Source organism: Actinomyces gaoshouyii (genome assembly GCF_002076915.1).
Lineage (GTDB): Bacteria > Actinomycetota > Actinomycetes > Actinomycetales > Actinomycetaceae > Actinomyces > Actinomyces gaoshouyii.
Map to the genome: position 1 here is coordinate 1,658,241 of NZ_CP020468.1, position 16,306 is coordinate 1,674,546.

At 69.5% G+C, this 16,306-nt stretch carries 13 protein-coding genes; 3 read left to right on the top strand and 10 right to left on the bottom strand.

Going from position 1 to position 16,306, the window contains the following annotated elements; genetic code table 11:
• Window positions 1-101: 101 nt before the first annotated feature.
• The 9 genes from B6G06_RS06810 to iolC all read right to left on the bottom strand — a co-directional run bounded on the left by B6G06_RS06810 (window position 102) and on the right by iolC (window position 11,511).
• Window positions 102-1,691 (bottom strand): MFS transporter, encoded by a 1,590-nt coding sequence (locus tag B6G06_RS06810; protein ID WP_081171667.1) that lies wholly within the window; start codon window positions 1,689-1,691, stop codon window positions 102-104.
• Between the two features lie 122 nt (window positions 1,692-1,813).
• A complete protein-coding gene (locus B6G06_RS06815) occupies window positions 1,814-2,683 on the bottom strand; it encodes a sugar phosphate isomerase/epimerase family protein (protein WP_081171668.1) in 870 nt (289 codons plus the stop codon).
• A gap of 33 nt (window positions 2,684-2,716) precedes the next feature.
• On the bottom strand, window positions 2,717-3,727 hold the full coding sequence (locus B6G06_RS06820; protein WP_081171670.1) for a Gfo/Idh/MocA family protein: 1,011 nt from the start codon (window positions 3,725-3,727) through the stop codon (window positions 2,717-2,719).
• A 69-nt stretch (window positions 3,728-3,796) separates the two neighbouring features.
• Entirely contained in the window at window positions 3,797-4,726 is a 930-nt protein-coding gene (locus B6G06_RS06825) for a sugar phosphate isomerase/epimerase family protein (protein ID WP_081172261.1), read from the bottom strand.
• Window positions 4,727-4,936: 210 nt separating this feature from the next.
• Window positions 4,937-6,430 carry a CoA-acylating methylmalonate-semialdehyde dehydrogenase gene (locus B6G06_RS06830; RefSeq protein WP_081171672.1) on the bottom strand — a complete coding sequence of 498 codons (1,494 nt, stop codon included), beginning with the start codon at window positions 6,428-6,430 and terminating at the stop codon, window positions 4,937-4,939.
• A gap of 290 nt (window positions 6,431-6,720) precedes the next feature.
• Entirely contained in the window at window positions 6,721-8,628 is a 1,908-nt protein-coding gene (iolD, locus tag B6G06_RS06835) for a 3D-(3,5/4)-trihydroxycyclohexane-1,2-dione acylhydrolase (decyclizing) (RefSeq protein ID WP_080461880.1), read from the bottom strand.
• Window positions 8,629-8,748: 120 nt separating this feature from the next.
• Window positions 8,749-9,651 carry a 5-deoxy-glucuronate isomerase gene (iolB, locus tag B6G06_RS06840; protein WP_081171674.1) on the bottom strand — a complete coding sequence of 301 codons (903 nt, stop codon included), beginning with the start codon at window positions 9,649-9,651 and terminating at the stop codon, window positions 8,749-8,751.
• Complete coding sequence (locus tag B6G06_RS06845) at window positions 9,648-10,520, bottom strand: Cgl0159 family (beta/alpha)8-fold protein (RefSeq protein WP_080461882.1); 873 nt, start codon at window positions 10,518-10,520, stop codon at window positions 9,648-9,650. Before B6G06_RS06845 ends, iolB begins: the two co-directional genes overlap by 4 nt.
• A gap of 1 nt (window position 10,521) precedes the next feature.
• Window positions 10,522-11,511 carry a 5-dehydro-2-deoxygluconokinase gene (gene iolC, locus B6G06_RS06850; RefSeq protein ID WP_095532444.1) on the bottom strand — a complete coding sequence of 330 codons (990 nt, stop codon included), beginning with the start codon at window positions 11,509-11,511 and terminating at the stop codon, window positions 10,522-10,524.
• A 241-nt stretch (window positions 11,512-11,752) separates the two neighbouring features.
• Between iolC and B6G06_RS06855 the strand changes: the two genes are divergently transcribed.
• The 3 genes from B6G06_RS06855 to iolG all read left to right on the top strand — a co-directional run bounded on the left by B6G06_RS06855 (window position 11,753) and on the right by iolG (window position 14,918).
• On the top strand, window positions 11,753-12,541 hold the full coding sequence (locus B6G06_RS06855) for a GntR family transcriptional regulator (RefSeq protein WP_081171676.1): 789 nt from the start codon (window positions 11,753-11,755) through the stop codon (window positions 12,539-12,541).
• A 228-nt stretch (window positions 12,542-12,769) separates the two neighbouring features.
• The gene (locus tag B6G06_RS06860; RefSeq protein WP_081171678.1) at window positions 12,770-13,846 is read left to right on the top strand and encodes a transaldolase family protein; all 1,077 of its coding nucleotides are present in this window, start codon (window positions 12,770-12,772) and stop codon (window positions 13,844-13,846) included.
• 82 nt (window positions 13,847-13,928) lie between these two features.
• Complete coding sequence (gene iolG / locus B6G06_RS06865) at window positions 13,929-14,918, top strand: inositol 2-dehydrogenase (RefSeq protein WP_081171680.1); 990 nt, start codon at window positions 13,929-13,931, stop codon at window positions 14,916-14,918.
• A 117-nt stretch (window positions 14,919-15,035) separates the two neighbouring features.
• On the opposite strand, the gene B6G06_RS06870 is transcribed toward iolG, so the two are convergent.
• A complete protein-coding gene (locus B6G06_RS06870) occupies window positions 15,036-16,157 on the bottom strand; it encodes a LacI family DNA-binding transcriptional regulator (RefSeq protein ID WP_081171682.1) in 1,122 nt (373 codons plus the stop codon).
• Window positions 16,158-16,306: the final 149 nt, after the last annotated feature.

Consider the following 16,306-nt stretch of genomic DNA (forward strand, 5'->3'; position numbering starts at 1 on the left):
GCCCAGCAGCAGGCCGGCCAGCCAGGCGCCGGCCCGCAGGCGCAGCGGTCCGGGCGCCGGGATGACCCCGGCGCCCGGACGCGTGTGGAAGGAGCCGGCGATCAGCTGTACTCCTTCTCGAAGCGCATCTCGAGCTCCTCGAGGGAGTCGTACTTCGTCTCGGGCACGACCTTCATGTAGAAGAGGAGGGAGCCGACGTTGATGAGGGCGAAGATGAGGTAGGTGCCCGCCCCGCCGATGTACTCCATCATGACAGGGAAGATGTAGGCGACGATGCCGTTGGCGATCCACAGGGCCGCGACCGCCAGGCCGAGCGCGGTGCCGCGGACCTTGGCCGGGAAGATCTCGGAGACGAGCACCCAGGTCACCGTGCCGGACTGCTTGGCGAACACGAACAGGCACACGATGATGAGCACAAGGACCGGCGCGAATGAGTTGAAGCCCGCGGCCCCGGTATCGATGTTGCCCTCGGAGTCCTGGAAGGGCTGGATCATGAAGAAGAAGACCGCCGAGAGGGCCGTCAGCGAGACCACGATCGAGGCCTCCTGGTAGATGCCCACGTGGCGGCGGGCGAACTTGGTCACCAGCCACAGGCCCACGGCGGAGCCGATGAAGGAGATGCCGCCGGAGATCACGTTGAGGGAGATCGAGTCGGTCACGGAGAAGCCCGCGGCGGCCAGGACCTTGGGCGTGTAGTACATCGCGGTGTTGATTCCGGTGAACTGGTCCGCCAGGCCCAGGATGATGCCGATCCACAGCAGTTTGCGGGTCCAGGGGGTGGCCCAGATCTGGGACAGCCCCCACTTCTCCTGCGTCGCCTCCTGGCGCTGGACCTCGATCATCTCGTCGATCTCGTTGGCGATGGGGCCGTCCTTGGCCTCGTCGCGCACTCGTTTGAGGGCGCCGATGGCCTCGGGGATGCGCAGGTTCGCCACGTACCAGCGGGAGGACTCGGGCATCATGCGGATGCCGATCCACAGGAAGATCGCGGGCAGCGAGGCGATGACGAGCATGTAGCGCCAGGCCGTGCCGTTGCCGCCGTCGATCATCGCCAGGTCGACGGTGTGCTTGACGGCCTCCCACTGCTGCTCCTCGCCGTTGACGTGGACGGCGGGCCCGCCGTGCGCCTGGGCGAGGGCGGCGTTCATGGAGAAGGCGACGAACTGCCCGAAGACGATCATCATCTGATCGAGGGCGACGAGGGTGCCGCGAATGCGCTTGGGCGCCGTCTCACCGAGGAAGACGGGCACGGTGGCCGAAGCACCGCCCACGGCGAAGCCCAGCACGACGCGGAAGACGTAGAGGACCCAGATGTTCGGGGAGAAGGTGCATCCCAGTGCTCCCACGAGGAACACGATGGCCAGGACGGTGATGTTGTGGCGCCGCCCGTACATGTCGGACAGGCGTCCGCCGAGCCAGGCGCCCAGGGCCGCGCCCAGGCACAGCGTGGCGCCGACGAGCCCCTCCTCGGTGGCGTTGATGTTCAAACCGCCCGCATCGGTGGGCAGGTACATGTAGGGCAGCGCCCCGGAGATCACTCCGGTGTCGTAGCCGAAGAGCAGCGATCCCAGCGTGGCGACGATGGCGATCGCGCCCAGCGAGCGCTTCTTCCCGGATGGTGGCGTCTGCTCCACCAGTTCCGTGATCTTGTCGTGGGTGTAGTAGTCCACCGACGTCGTCTGATCGGACATGGATGTGGTACTCCTTGATCGGGACCGGCCCGCGCCTGTGCAGGCCTGGGTGAAGTATCGCGGACTCAGCGCTGAGGCCGCCAGGAGCTGGGGCCGGCCCGTCGGGCGGGCCCCAGCCGGGCTCAGCCGAGCTCAGTCCTGAGCCGTTCGAGCATCGCTCGGTTGATGTCGTCGGCCCGCTCGTGCCAGCCGAAGACGCATACGGAGACGACGCCGTCGAAGCCCACGTCGCGCAGCGTGGAGAAGACGGTGTCCCAGGGGACCTCGCCGTTGCCGATCTCGTTGTGCTGGTGCACGGTGACATCGGCGCCCGGCGGGTTGATGATGTACCGGTTGCCGTCGTTGGCCCGGTGGTTGAACACGTCGGCCACGTGGACCTCGCGGAGCTTGCCCGCGTCGGAGGCCGTGCGGATCATGCGCTCCACGTCGCCCGCGCCATCGGAGAGGTGGAAGGCGTGCGGGCAGCAGAACTCGTAGCCGATCCAGTCCTTGTTGACGGCGCGCACGAGGCGCAGGGCGTCGTCGTGCAGCTCGATGAAGTCGTAGGGGTGGGCCTCCATGTTGAGGCGGATCCCGTACTTCTCGAAATCCGGGATGAGCTCCTCGATCGATCGGAACCACTGCTCCTCGCTGCCCTTGGCGTCGTTCCGGTCCCCGGAGAACTCCGAGGTGATCTCCCGGACGTCGAGGGCATCGGCGAGCTCGAGCAGGCGCCGCCAGTTGGACACCTGGGCGGCCCGCTCTCGCTCGTCGAGGGAGGACCAGTTGAACACGGGGTTGAGGGTGCGGACCTTGACGCCGGTCTCCTTCTGGGCCTTGTTCAGCTCGGCGACGAAGGCGTCATCGGCGGCCGGGCGGTGGTGCCAGAAGTGGAAGTCGGCGTTCGGCGAGAGCTCCACGTGCTCGAAGCCCAGCTCGGCCGCCTTGTGGAGGGTCTGCGGGGTGGGCATCGTGCGGTAGTACATATTGGGGTCGAGTGCGATATCAACCATGTCGTTCTCCTTCCGTGCGGCGCTCAGCGGGGCTCAAGCGTAGAAGCCCGGCTTGTCGATGAGCTCCACGTCGACCAGCGGCGAGCCGCCATCCTCATGGGACTTCACGGCGGCGTCGACAACGCAGGTGGCGGCGTAGCCGTCCCAGGCGGTGGATCCGGTGTGGCGGTCCTCCGCGACCGCGTTGATCCACTCCTGGACCTCCCGGTTGAAGGCGGCCTGGAAGCGGTCGATATGCGACTGGCACATGGCGTTGCGGTTGCCGTGGGAGTCGCGGATGTGGATCCTCTCCTGGTCCCCCAGTCGCACGGCGGCGGTCTCGAGGACGAGCTCGCACTCGATGGAGTAGGCCCACTGGAGGTTGACGTTGACCTCATCGTCGATGCGCACCCCGGACTCGGTGTAGGCCACGACGACGATGGGATCGATGAGGTGGTCGAAGCGGTGGGTGGTGGGCTTGGGGCGGTCGACGCGCACCTTGACGATCTCCTCGCCCAGCAGCCAGCGCATCGTGTCGAACTCGTGGATGGCGGTGTCGTCGATGGCCATGCGCGAGGTGTAGTTCTCCGGCACCGAGGGGTTGCGGTGGCGGTTGTGGACCATGAGGACCTGGCCGTGCTCGCCGGAGTCGAGGACCTCCTTCATCTCGTTGTAGGCGGCGTCGAAGCGGCGCATGAAGCCGACCGTGACGAGCCTCTTGCCGGCCCTCTGCTCGGCGTCCATGATGGCGATACAGTCCTCGGCGGTGGTGGCCAGGGGCTTCTCGCACAGGACGTACTTGCCGGCCTCGATGGCCTTGATGACATCGGGCGCGTGGACCTTGCCGAAGGTGGCGATGAGCACGGCGTCGACGTCGGGATCGTTGATGAGCTCATCGGAGCTGACGTAGGCCTTCGCACCGTAGGGCTCGGCGGCGGACCTCGCGGCGTCGGGGTTGATGTCGGCGACGGCGACGATCTCGCCGCCCGAGAGATCGTCCTGGATGCGGGCCAGGTGGGCGCGGCCCATGCCGCCGGCGCCGATGAGGCCGATACGGACTGTCATTGTCTTCTCCTCATTGAGAGTCGTGGTACGGGATCGTGATGGACAGGGATCAGGCTCGCCGCCCCGGGGTCAGGCCAGCCCCAGGCCGCACTCGGCCAGGTAGGTGCGCATGTTGATGGCGTTGGCCTTGGGGAAGGACGGGTCGCAGGGGTAGCAGTCCTGCTCGCAGATGGCGTAGATGGGCTTGTCGAGAGCCGCCAGGGCATCGACGAACTCGTGCATCTCGGGAAGGCCGGCGGGCGGGCAGACCGAAGCGCCCTTGGTGACGGCCTCGCCGAAGGGCCAGTCCTTCTCGTGGGCCTCGCGGGTGATGGCCTCATCGAAGGCCTTGATGTGGACGTAGGTGATGCGCTCGGGGTACTTCCGGCACAGCTCGACGGGGTCGCCACCGCCGTAGACCACGTGGCCGGAGTCGAGGCAGAGGTTGACGTAGGTCGGGTCGGTGGCGTCGAAGATCCGGGCGATCTCCTCGGGGGTCTCGATGTGGGAGTCGCCGTGGGGGTGGAGGACCATCTTGAGGCCGTACTCGTCCAGCAGCATCTGCCCCAGGGCGTTGGCGTGCTCGACGTAGAGCTTCCAGGCGTCATCACTCAGGACGCGGTCATCGGTCCACTCCCAGGTCTTATCATCGCGGTAGAGCGGGGGGAGGTGGACGATGTACTCCGCTCCGACGGCGGCGTGGGTCTCGGCAATGGCGCGGAAGGTCTTCAGCGTGGTCTCCCAGGCCTCCTGCTTGTGCAGGATCCCCCAGCCGGTGCCGGCGACGACGCGCATGCCGAACTCGTCGCACCACTTCTGCAGTTCCTTGGGGTCGGTCGGGAAGTACCCGTAGGGGCCGGTCTCGATGACCTCGAAGCCGGCCTCGGCCATCTCCTCCCAGGCCTGGCGGGGGTCCATCTGCTTGGGATCCTCGGGGAACCAGACGCCCCACTGGTCCGGGCAGACGCCGATCGTGAGCTTCGAGTACTTCGGGTCGTTGGTGTTGACAGCCTTCGAGATCGTTGTCGTCGTCGACATCGTGGTGCTCCTTCGCAACAGATGCTCCGAATCGTTTCGGAACCATGCTCAGCATACAGCCCCCACCGTCACAGGGGAAGGTTTTGTGCGGACAAAGTTGTTCGAGAGCGCCCCGGGGCGGCGCACCCGGCCCGTGGGCCCGACGGCCCCTCGGCCGGAGCGCGCCGCCCCGGATCCGCTCTCAGCGCGCCGTCACTCCTCGCGCTGGAACGACATGGTGGCGGCGTAGGTCTTCTCGCTGGGCCAGCGGGACGTGATGGCCTTGGCGCGGGTGTAGAACTTGACGCCCTCGGGGCCGTGGATGTGGGTGTCTCCCAGCAGGGACTCCTTCCACCCTCCGAAGGAGTAGTAGGCGACCGGCGTGGGGATCGGCACGTTGACGCCGACCATGCCGGCCTCGACGTCGAGCTGGAAGCGGCGGGCGATGCCGCCGTCGTTGGTGAAGATGGCCGAGCCGTTGCCGAAGGGCGAGGAGTTGACGATCTCGATGGCGTCGTCGTAGGTGTCGGCGTGCACGATGGAGAGCACCGGGCCGAAGACCTCCTCACGGTAGAGGTCGGAGTCGAGCGGCACGTTGTCCACGATGGTGGGGCCGAGGAAGTGGCCGTTCTCGTGGCCGGGGATCACCAGAGCGCGCCCATCGAGGACCACCTGCCCGCCCTTCGACTCGCCCTCGTCGATGAGGCCGACGATGAACTCCTTGGACTTGGCGTCGATGACGGGGCCCATCTCGACGCCCTCGTCCATGCCGTAACCGACCTTGATCCTCTCGGCGTGGGCCTTGACGCGCTGGGCGAGGTCGGGGCCGCAGCCGCCCACGGCCACGACGACCGGCAGGGCCATGCAGCGCTCACCGGCGGCGCCGAAGGCGGCGGCGGAGATGTGCTGGGCGGCGAAGTCCAGGTCGGAGTCGGGCATGACGATGGCGTGGTTGTTCGCCCCGCCCAGCGCCTGGACGCGCTTGCCGTTGGCGACGCCGGTGTTCTGGATGATGTGGGCCACCGGCGTGGAGCCGACGAAGGAGATCGCGTCGATCCCCGGGTGCTCCAGGACCTTGGCGACCATGGTGCGGTTGCCGGACACGACGTTGAAGACGCCGTCGGGCAGGCCGGCCTCCTTGTACAGCTCGGCCGTCAGCAGCGCCGCCGACGGCGTGGCGGAGGCGGGCTTGAGGATGAAGGCGTTGCCGGTGGCAATGGCCACCGGGTGCATCCACATGGGCACCATGGCGGGGAAGTTGAAGGGGCAGATGCCGGCGACGACGCCGACGGGCTGGCGGATGGTGTGGATGTCGACACCGGTGGAGATGTCGAATGAGTACTCGCCCTTGAGGGCGACGTTGATCGACGTGGCGAAGTCGAGGGTCTCGCGGCCGCGCTGGATCTCGCCGATGGCGTCGGAGTAGTTCTTGCCGTGCTCCTCGACGATGAGGCGGGCCATCTCGTCGGAGTGGGCCAGGACCAGCTCGCGCATCTTGAACATGATGGCGGTGCGCTTGGCCAGGGAGTAGCCGGCCCAGCTCCTCTGGGCCTCCCTGGCCACCTCGACGGCGTGATCGAGGTCGGCCTCGGAGGCCTGGATCAGCTCCTTGACCACCTCGCCGGTGCCGGGGTTCTCGACGGGGAAGCGGCCGATCGGGCTGCCCTCGTAATACGCTCCATTGATCCAGTGCTGGATCGTCTTCATCGTCATTGACTCCTTCGAATCGAGGGGTGAGGCCGGCGATCGTCGCTGGCCGCCGTCGAGACCGGCCGCTTCGCGCGGGTACCGGACGTGACGTCGTCACACTACGGCATCCCAGGACCTTTGTCAGCACATTGTGACCTTCGGCCCAGAGTCCGGACAGTGGCCCACGGAGCCCTCCGGCGCAGCCCTCCCTCCGAGCACCGCCCGAGGCGGGGAACCCGGGATCTCCCCCGGCTCCCCGCCTCAGGCGCCCCGATGACCTCCGGCGCCCGCGCGGCGCCTCGGCGCGCTCACAGGTAGTGGCGCTGCGGCCCGCGATCGCGACAGTAGTCCTCGTAGGCCCTCTGCGTGGACTCCAGGCGGGAGACACCGGAGACGGGCACGTCCCACCAGCTCGACCCGGGCGGGTTGGGTCCGTGGAGGTCGGTCTCGATGTGGATCATCGAGGGCTTCTCGCCGGCGGCGGCCTTGGCGTAGGCCTCGCGGAACTCGGCGATGGAGTGGACCTCGTGGACCTCGATGCCCCAGGAGCGCGCGTTGGCGGCGATGTCGACGCCGGGGATCCGCTCCTCGTCGGCCAGATGGCTGCCCGACCCGCGCCGGCGGTACTTGGTGCCGAAGCGCTGGGAGCCGCGGGACTCCGACAGCGACCCGATGGAGGCGAAGCCGTAGTTCTGCAGCAGGACGTAGATGACCTTGATGCCCTCCTGGACCACCGTGGCCAGCTCCATGGGGAGCATCTGGTACGTGCCGTCGCCGACGATCGAGACGACCTCGGACTCGGGGCGGGCGAGCTTGCAGCCCAGGGCGGCGGGCACCTCGTAGCCCATGCAGCTGAAGGCGTACTCCACGTGGTATTGGACGGGCGTGCGGGCCTGCCACAGGGCCTGGAGGTCGCCGGGCATGGAGCCGGCGGCGTTGATCATGATGTCCTCATCGCCCATGAGCTCGTTGAGCGCCCCGAAGACCTCGGTCTGGGCGGGCAGCGGGCCGTGGCCCAGGTGGTAGCACTCGGCGGTGCGGGCCAGCCACCCCTCGCGCTCGGCGGCGATCTCGGCCGAGTAGGCCTCGTCCACGTGGTAGCCGTCCAGCGCCGCTGTCAGGGCGGCCAGAGCCTCGCGGGCGTCGGCCACGACCATCTCGGCGCTCTCCTTGGCGGCGTCGAAGGCGCAGACGTTGATGTTGACGAAGCGGACGTCGGGGTTCTTGAACTGCGTCTTGGAGGCGGTGGTGAAGTCGGAGTACCGGGTGCCCACGCCGATGACGAGGTCGGCCTTGTCGGCGATGTGGTTGCCCGAGTCGCCGCCGGTGGAGCCCACGCCCCCGATGGCGCAGGGGTGGTCGAAGTTGATGGCGCCCTTGCCGGCCTGGGTGTCGGCCACGGGGATGCCGGTGGCCGTGGCCAGGGCGCGCAGCTCCTGCGAGGCCTCGGAGTAGATGGTGCCGCCGCCGGAGATGATCATGGGGCGCTTGGCGGCCTTGATCATGTCCACGGCGCGCGCCAGGGCGGCGGGCTCGGGCAGGGGGCGGCGCACGTGCCACACGCGCTTGCGGAAGAACTCCACCGGCCAGTCGTGGGCCTCGGCCTGGACGTCCTGGGGCATGGCGATGACGACGGCACCGGTCTCGGCGGGGTCGGTGAGCACGCGCATGGCGTTCAGGAGCGAGGGGATGAGCTGCTCGGGCCGGTTGATGCGGTCGAAGAAGCGCGAGACCGGGCGGAAGGCGTCATTGACGGTGACGTCGAGGGTGCGCGGGTCCTCGAGCTGCTGGAGCACCGGGTCCGGGACGCGGGTGGCGAACTGGTCGGAGGGGAAGAGCAGGACGGGGAGCCGGTTGGTGGTGGCCAGGGCCGCGCCGGTGATCATGTTGAGGCTGCCCGGGCCGATCGAGGCGGTGCACATGTAGGTCTGCAGCCGGTTCTTGACCTTGGCGAAGGCCGCCGCCGCGTGGACCTGGCCCTGCTCATTGCGGGGCATGATGTAGGGCATCGGCCCCTCGCCGTCGGCGGGCTCGATCTCGTTCTGGAGGAGCGCCTGACCGATACCGGCGACATTGCCGTGGCCGAAGATGCCGAAGGCGCCGGCGATGAGGCGCTGCTCGACGCCGTCGCGCTCGGAGTACTGGTTGGACAGGAAGCGGATGGTCGCCTGCGCCACGGTCAGGCGGATGGTTCCCGAGTAGGCCTCATTGCTCACGTTCGTGGTCTCTCTCTCGTGCGGCTTCGGACGATGCGCAAAGCATGTCATATCAAACGGTCATTTGGAATGGAGGGGTCGCTGGACGGACGAGCGGCACCGGGCCGGCCCGCCCGGGCATCAGCGCGCCATGGGCAGCCTGGGATCGACCTCCTGGGTCTCCCAGGTGGCACGGATCCAGTGATGGGACGGGTCGTCGGGGGCGAGCCAGACGAGATCCTCATCCGGCCCGGCCATGACGTTGAGGTAGTACATGTCGTAGCCGGGGGCCGCAACGCAGGGGCCGTGGTAGCCGTAGGGCACGAGGGCCACGTCCCCCTTGCGCACGGGCACGCACAGGTCGATGGGGCGGTCCTGGCGCGCGGCGTAGGTCGCGTGAAGGCCGAAGCCGGGGTTGCCCTCGGGGCTGTCGGCGATCTCGAAGTAGTAGATCTCCTCGAGCTCGCGCTCGGCCTCGGAGCGCTCGTCGTGCTTGTGGGCGGGATAGGAGGACCAGTTGCCCCCGGGGGTGAGGACCTCGCAGCACAGCAGGTGGCTGGTCTCGACCCCATTGGCCAGGCAGTAGTTGTTGACCTGGCGCGAGCAGTCGCCGGCGCCGCGCAGGTCCACCCGCACCTGCTCGCGCCCGTAGTAGGCCACGGGCAGATCGCGCGTGGCGATCGCCGAGGGGAGGGCGAAGCGCCCGCCTCCGGGCGAGGAGAGGGTGAAGTCCTTGTGACGGGGGATGTAGAGATAGTCGGTGATGCCGGTGAAGACGCCGGCGCGCCCGTCGAGCTCGTAGCCCCGGCCATCGACCTCGACGGCGCAGCCGCCCTCGAGCGGGAGCACGAGCAGCTCGGACTCCCCGGTGGACAGGGTCTGCGAGGAGCCCGGCTCGAGCACGGCCACGCGCAGCCCGGAGTAGGTCCACCCCGCGCTCTCGGGGGTGATGTCGACGGCGAGGCCGTCGTGGCCGGAGGAGCCGGCGGGGATGTGGATGTCGGTGACGCTGGGGACGGGGATCGCGGTGTGTCCAGTGGTCATGAGAGCAGTCCTACGGTGGAGTCGACGGCGGCGGCGACGTCGTCGTCGGGCGGATAGAGAAGTGAGCGGCCGATGACGAGGCCCTTGACCGTCGGCAGGGCCAGCGCCCGCGCCCAGGCCTCGCGCGCCTCATCGGCGCGCTCGCTGACCGCGCCCCCCAGGATGAGGGCCGGCAGTGTCGACGCCTCCATCACCCGCTCCATCTCCGCCACGGCGGGGAGCTTGAGCCAGGTGCGGGCCGAGGTGCGCCCCAGGCCGGAGGCGATGGCCATCGCGGAGATGACCGCGTCGGGGCTCAGGTCGTTGATGATACGTCCTTCCTCCCAGCGGGAGATGAAGGGCTCGACCATCGCCATGACCCGGTTCTCGGCGAGCTCGTCGACGGCGCGCGCGCAGGCCGCCAGGGTGTCGGCCGTGGCCGGGTCGGAGTAGTTGATGCGCAGGAGCATCTTGCCGCCATCGAGACCGGCCCCGACGACGCCGCGGGCATCGTAGCCGGTGAAGCGGTCGTCCATCTCGAAGGAGGCCCCGGCCAGACCTCCCCGGTTCATCGAGCCGTAGACGAGCTTGCCGTCCAGGGCGCCCAGCAGGGCGAGGTCCTCGATGAGGTCGGCGGTGCCCAGGAAACCGTTCACGCCGGGACGGCCCAGGGCCTCGACGCAGCGCGCGAGGACATCCTCGCGCGAGGACATGGCCAGGGGATCGGGCCCGGCCGAGAGCGCGCCGCGGGCGGGGTGGTCGCAGGCGATGATCATGAGCTTGCCGCCGTCGGTGGGCAGGGCGCCGCGGGGGCGATCGGCCAGGGCCCGGGCGATGCGCTCGGGGTCATTGGCCCGGATCTCGACGAGTCGTTCGGTCAGTCCTGCCATGTCACAGATCCTTCAGGCTCGGGGCGCACCGGTCGCGGTGGCGCCGCATGACGTTGAGGAGCTCGGGCTCGGTGGGCATCGCCGTCGAGCACTCGATGCGCTCGCAGACGATGGCGCCCGCGGTGGAGGCGGCGAAGATCGTCTTCTCCAGGGACCAGCCCGACAGCAGGCCGTGGCAGACGGCCCCGCCGAAGGCGTCCCCGGCGCCCAGGCCGTTCTTGGTCTCGGCGGGGGTCACGGGCATCTCGATGCGCTCGTCGCGGGTCTTGGCCAGGGTGCCCAGCGGCCCCTGCTTGACGATGGCGAGCTCGACGCCGGCCTCCAGGAGGGCATCGGCGGCGCGGTCCGGCTCGGTCTCGCCCACGGCGACCTCGCACTCCTCGCGGTTGCCGATGGCCACGGTCACCTTGGGCAGGATCTTGGCGACCTCCTCGTGGGCGGTGGCGCGGTCGGGCCAGAACATCTCGCGGAAGTCGAGGTCGGCGATCGTGTGCGCCCGGCGCCCCCGGGCGTCGAGCGCGGCATGGTGGGCCCCCCGGGAGGGGGACTTGGTCAGCCCTGTGGCCGAGACCCAGAAGATGCGGGCGTCGCGCACGGCGTCGAGGGGGATGTCGGCGCCGTCGAGCTCGAGGTCAGGGGCGGAGGGCTCGCGGTAGAAGTAGAGGGGGAAGTTGTCCGGCGGGAAGATCTCGCAGAAGGTGACCGGCGTGTTCATGCCCGGCTTGGGCACGACGTAGTCGTCGTAGACGCCCAGGGCGCGCATCTCCTGGCAGACGAAGCGGCCGAAGGGGTCGTCGCCCACGCCGGTGATGACGGCGGAGCGATGACGGTAGCGGGCGGCGGCGACGGCGACATTCGTGGGACTGCCGCCGAGGAACTTGCCGAAGGACTCAACGTCCTCCAGGCCGACACCGATCTGGAGGGGGTAGATGTCGACGCCGCAGCGGCCGATGGTCAGGACATCCAGGGGCGGAGTGGTCGAAACGGTCATGGGCTTCCCTTCCACTTCGTCGGGGCGGGGCGGGCGCCCGCTCGGCACCCTCGGCCCAAGCCTGCCCCCGCTCCTCACCGCTGTCAACATTTGTCCGAACAAATGCGGAACATGACATAGGAGCGCATGGTCGGATAGTCTCCCGCCACACCCTGCGCCATCAGCACGGGACTCGCCGCCAGTCACCGCGCGGGCGGAACCCCGCCGAGCGCACGAGCCGAAGACCCAGAGAACGCCGATCATGCCCGATCCGAGCCCCACGCCGTCGCACACCCCCTCCACCCAGGACAGGGCGCCGCGCGTCGTCGACATCCAACTGGACCGCAAGAGCCCCGTTCCGCTCTACTTCCAGATCTCCGAACCGATCGCGGAGGCGATCCTGAACGGCGAGCTGCCCGTGGGCACGCGCCTGGAGGACGAGCTGTCGATGGCCAAAAGGCTCGCGGTCTCCCGCCCGACGGCCCGTCAGGCGCTCCAGCGGCTCGTGGACCGGGGACTGCTCACCCGCAGGCGGGGCGTGGGAACCCTGGTCTCCCCCACGCGGGTCCGCCGCCCGATGGAGCTCACGAGCCTCCACTCCGACCTCGAGTCCGCGGGCCACAAGGTATCCACCGAAGTCCTGGACCACGACGAGCACCCTGCGGACGCCGCCGAGGCGACGAGCCTGGAGGTGGCCGAGGGGACCCCGATCGTGCGCCTGTCGCGCCTGCGCACGGCCGACGGCGAGCCGATCGCAGTGCTCACCAATCTCATCCCGGCCGATATCTGCCCCTCCCGGGAGGCCCTGTCCGCCGGAGGCCTGTACGACCTCCTGCGCGCCGAGCAGATCATCCCGACGACGGCGCACCAGACCATCGGCGCCCGCCCCGCCACGGCCCCCGAGGCGAGGATGCTCGGGGAGAAGCGCGGCGCCGCCCTGCTCACCGCCACGCGCACCACCTATGACACCTCAGGCCGGGTCATCGAGTACGGCACCCACGTCTACCGCGCCTCCCGCTACTCCTTCACCACCACCCTCTTCTCCACCTGATCCCACCTCCCCATCACCCCTCCCACATGCGAGACCGGTCGAAAATAGGAGTGAGACCGGTCCGCGGACCGGTCTCACTCCTATTTTCGACCGGTCTCGATGAAGAGATTTGTCTGGACAATCGGTTGACAGGGGCGACGGCGTCGGCTTGAATAGGACCCGCAGCCAGGCAACGCCGCCAGGCGACTGCGGTTGAACACTGTGGGAACCCGACCAGGAGAGCAGCAGATGACCATCGAACACACACCCGGCCCACTTCTCGAGGCCGCTCAGAACTTCCCCACGGCGCTGTGGAACGACTCAGCGGATCCCGACGAGCTCCGCCAGTCCATCTCCTTCGGAGGCGTGGGCGCCACCTGCAACCCGACCATCGCCTTCACGTGCATCAACCAGCGCAGGGACGTGTGGCTCCCCCGGATCGCCGAGCTCGCCGAGATGATGCCCGAGGCCTCCGAGTCGGAGATCGGCTGGCAAGTCGTGCGCGAGCTGAGCCTCGAGGCCGCCAAGCTCCTCGAGCCCGCCTTCGAGGAGCACAAGGGCCGCAACGGCCGCCTCTCCATGCAGACCGACCCCCGTCTGGCCCGCTCCGCCAAGGCCCTGGCCGACCAGGCCGAGGAGTTCTCCAAGCTGACCAAGAACATCATCGTCAAGATCCCCGCCACCTCGGTGGGCATCGAGGCGATCGAGGACGCCACCTACCGCGGCGTGTCGGTCAATGTCACCGTCTCCTTCTCGGTCCCCCAGGCCGTGGCCACCGGCGAGGCCATCGAGCGCGGTCTCAAGCGCCGAGAGGCCGAGGGCTTGGACACCTCCACCATGGGCCCGGTCGTCACCCTCATGGTCGGCCGCCTCGACGACTGGATCAAGACGGTCGCCAAGAAGGAAGGCCTCTTCCTCGACCCCGGCCACCTGGAGTGGGCCGGCATCGCCGCCTTCAAGCGCGCCCACGCCGAATTCCAGGCCCGTGGCCTGCGCGCCCGGATGCTCGCCGCGGCCTTCCGCAACGTCATGCACTGGTCCGAGCTCGTCGGCGGCGACGTCGTCATCTCCCCGCCCTTCAAGTGGCAGGAGATCATCAACAAGTCGGACTACAAGCCCGCCAACCGCCTGGATGTCCCCGTCGACGAAGCGATCATGAAGACGCTGCTCGGCATCCCCGAGTTCGTGCGGGCCTACGAGCCCGACGGCATGACCCCGGCGGAGTTCGACACCTTCGGCGCCACGGTCAACACGCTGCGCGGGTTCCTCCAGGCCGATGCCGACCTGGACGCCCTGGTCCGCGACGTCATCATGCCCAAGCCGTGAGCGCGAGTCGGCCGGGGAGGCGGTGAGAGCCCTTCCCCGGCCGACCCCGCCCCACCCCTGACACACAGCAGAAAGAACAACAATGCTCAGAATCGCCGTCATCGGCGCCGGCCGCATCGGCCACGTCCACGCCAAGACCATCGCCGCCCACCCGCAGGCCGAGCTCGCCCTCGTCTGCGATCCCATGGGCACAGCCGCCGAGGACCTCGCCGCCCTCTACGGGGCCCGCTCGTGCAAGGAGGCCGATGAGGTCTTCGCCGACCCGGACGTCGACGCCGTCGTCGTCGGCTCCCCCACCCCCCTGCACATCCCCCACCTCCTCGCAGCCGCCAAGGCCGGCAAGGCGGTCCTGTGTGAGAAGCCGATCGCCCTGGACATGAAGGACGTCGAGGCCGCCCGCGCCGAGCTCGACGCCGTGACGACCCCCGTCATGTTCGGCTTCAACCGCCGCTTCGACCCCTCCTTCGCGGCGGCGCGCGCCGCCGTGGCCGACGGCCGCATCGGCGCGCTGGAGCAGCTGACCATCATCAGCCGCGACCCCGCCGCCCCGCCGGTGGAGTACATCAAGGTCTCCGGCGGCATCTTCCGCGACATGACGATCCACGACTTCGACATGGCCCGCTTCTTCCTGGGCGACATCGTCGAGGTCCACGCCGTCGGCCAGAACCTCGACGAGGACATCAAGGCCACCGGTGACTTCGACGCCGCCGTCGTCACCCTCAAGGCCGCCTCGGGGGCCGTTGCGACCATCATCAACAACCGCCACTGCGCCTCCGGCTACGACCAGCGCCTGGAGGCCTCGGGCCGCGACGGCGCCCTGTTCGCCGAGAACATCCGCGCCACCACCGTGCGCCTGTCCAACGCGGAGGTGACCGACGCCCAGGAGCCGTACCTCGACTTCTTCCTGGAGCGCTACGCCGACGCCTACCGCCTGGAGCTCTCCGCCTTCATCGAGGCCGTCGAGGCGGGCACCGCCCCGCCCACGAGCATCGACGACGCCATCAAGGCCCTGCGACTGGCCGAGGCCGCCACGACCTCCGCCCAGTCCGGCCAGCCCGTGCGCCTGGACTGAGCCGCCGCGGCCCCGCTCAGGCGGGGCATCCCGGCGGGCGCCGTCGCCTCCCATGTCCTCAGGGGGTGGCGGCGCCCGCCGCTCGTCATCACCAGGACGCGCCCGCCGGGGCCGGGCTCAGCGCGGGGCCCGGGCGGTATGCGCGGCCGGAGCGGCCTGACTGGTCCCCCGCATGACGAGCCGGGGCATCACTGAGTACAGCAGCCCGCCCTCGGGGCGCTCCTGGACGACGACGTCGGGCATCGTCGGGGGCGCCACCGCGGGGGCTCCCGCGCCGCGAACCCCCGTTCCCCCGCCGGACTCGCGCGCCTCCATGCGCGCGACCAGGGCCCGCACGGCGACCTCGGCCAGGAGCAGCGCGTCCTGCTCGATGGTGGTCACGGAGAAGGCCGTCAGCCCGGTGGCGGGAATGCCGTCATAGCCGGTGACCGCGATATCCTCCGGCACGCGCACCCCGCACCGGCGCAGCTCCATGAGGGCGCCGATCGCCTGGTGGTCGTTGAAGCACAGGATCGCGTCGGGCAGGGCGCGGGCGTCGAGGAGGACGCGCACGGCGCGCGTGCCGGACTCCTCGTCGGAGCCGCCGTCGAGCACGCGCGCCCGGTCGCCCAGGCCGTGCTCGGCCATGGCCGCGAGGAATGCGGCGCGGCGCATGGGGGTCGAGCTCGCCCCTCCGCCATCGATATGGGTGATCCGACGGCGCCCGGTGAGCACGAGATGATCGACGAGCGCGGTGATGCCCACATCGTCGCGCGAGCGCACGAGGTCGGCGTTCGGCAGTCCCGACTCCCGGCACACCATGACCACCGGCACGCGCGCGGCGGCGTCGGCGACGATGTCGTGCCCCACCCAGGGGTCGACGAGGATGAGCCCCTCGCAGCGCTCGGTGAGCAGGGAGCGCAGCCCCTCGGCCTCATCGCGGTGCGGGGTCGAGGCCGCCAGCACGAGGGAGCGCCCGTGCTGGGAGCAACTGCGGTAGAGGCCATCGATGATGCCGCCCTGGAAGGCCTGGTTGATGTCGAAGCTGGCGCCGATGAGACCGGTGCGCCGCTGCCGCAGGAGGCGTGCCCGGGGGTCGGCGTTGTAGCCGAGCTCAGCGGCCACGGCCAGGATCTCCTCGCGGGTCGCGGGCGCGACGCCGGCCGCGCCGTTGAGCGCCGCGGAGACGGTGGAGATCGAGCGCCCGCAGCGCGCCGCCACCGTGGAGATCGTGACGCGTCCGTCACGGCCTGTGGTCATTGGGGCTCCGTCCTGCTCGAGGATCGCCGGTCGGCTCGCCCCTGTCGGGGCCGCCCGATCGTATCCTGGCCTCGTGAGGACGCCCGGGCCCCGTCCCGGGCCGATCGATCGTCCGCCCAGGTGCGGCCCCGGGCCGGGGCGGCGCGGAC

What these genes read in the sequence shown, in the direction of transcription:
- B6G06_RS06810 (WP_081171667.1), bottom strand. Translation starts at nt 1,691, where the DNA reads ATGTCCGATCAGACGACGTCGGTGGACTACTACACCCACGACAAGATC.
- B6G06_RS06815 (WP_081171668.1), bottom strand. Translation starts at nt 2,683, where the DNA reads ATGGTTGATATCGCACTCGACCCCAATATGTACTACCGCACGATGCCC.
- B6G06_RS06820 (WP_081171670.1), bottom strand. Translation starts at nt 3,727, where the DNA reads ATGACAGTCCGTATCGGCCTCATCGGCGCCGGCGGCATGGGCCGCGCC.
- B6G06_RS06830 (WP_081171672.1), bottom strand. Translation starts at nt 6,430, where the DNA reads ATGAAGACGATCCAGCACTGGATCAATGGAGCGTATTACGAGGGCAGC.
- iolB (WP_081171674.1), bottom strand. Translation starts at nt 9,651, where the DNA reads ATGACCACTGGACACACCGCGATCCCCGTCCCCAGCGTCACCGACATC.
- B6G06_RS06845 (WP_080461882.1), bottom strand. Translation starts at nt 10,520, where the DNA reads ATGGCAGGACTGACCGAACGACTCGTCGAGATCCGGGCCAATGACCCC.
- iolC (WP_095532444.1), bottom strand. Translation starts at nt 11,511, where the DNA reads ATGACCGTTTCGACCACTCCGCCCCTGGATGTCCTGACCATCGGCCGC.
- B6G06_RS06855 (WP_081171676.1), top strand. Translation starts at nt 11,753, where the DNA reads ATGCCCGATCCGAGCCCCACGCCGTCGCACACCCCCTCCACCCAGGAC.
- B6G06_RS06860 (WP_081171678.1), top strand. Translation starts at nt 12,770, where the DNA reads ATGACCATCGAACACACACCCGGCCCACTTCTCGAGGCCGCTCAGAAC.
- iolG (WP_081171680.1), top strand. Translation starts at nt 13,929, where the DNA reads ATGCTCAGAATCGCCGTCATCGGCGCCGGCCGCATCGGCCACGTCCAC.
- B6G06_RS06870 (WP_081171682.1), bottom strand. Translation starts at nt 16,157, where the DNA reads ATGACCACAGGCCGTGACGGACGCGTCACGATCTCCACGGTGGCGGCG.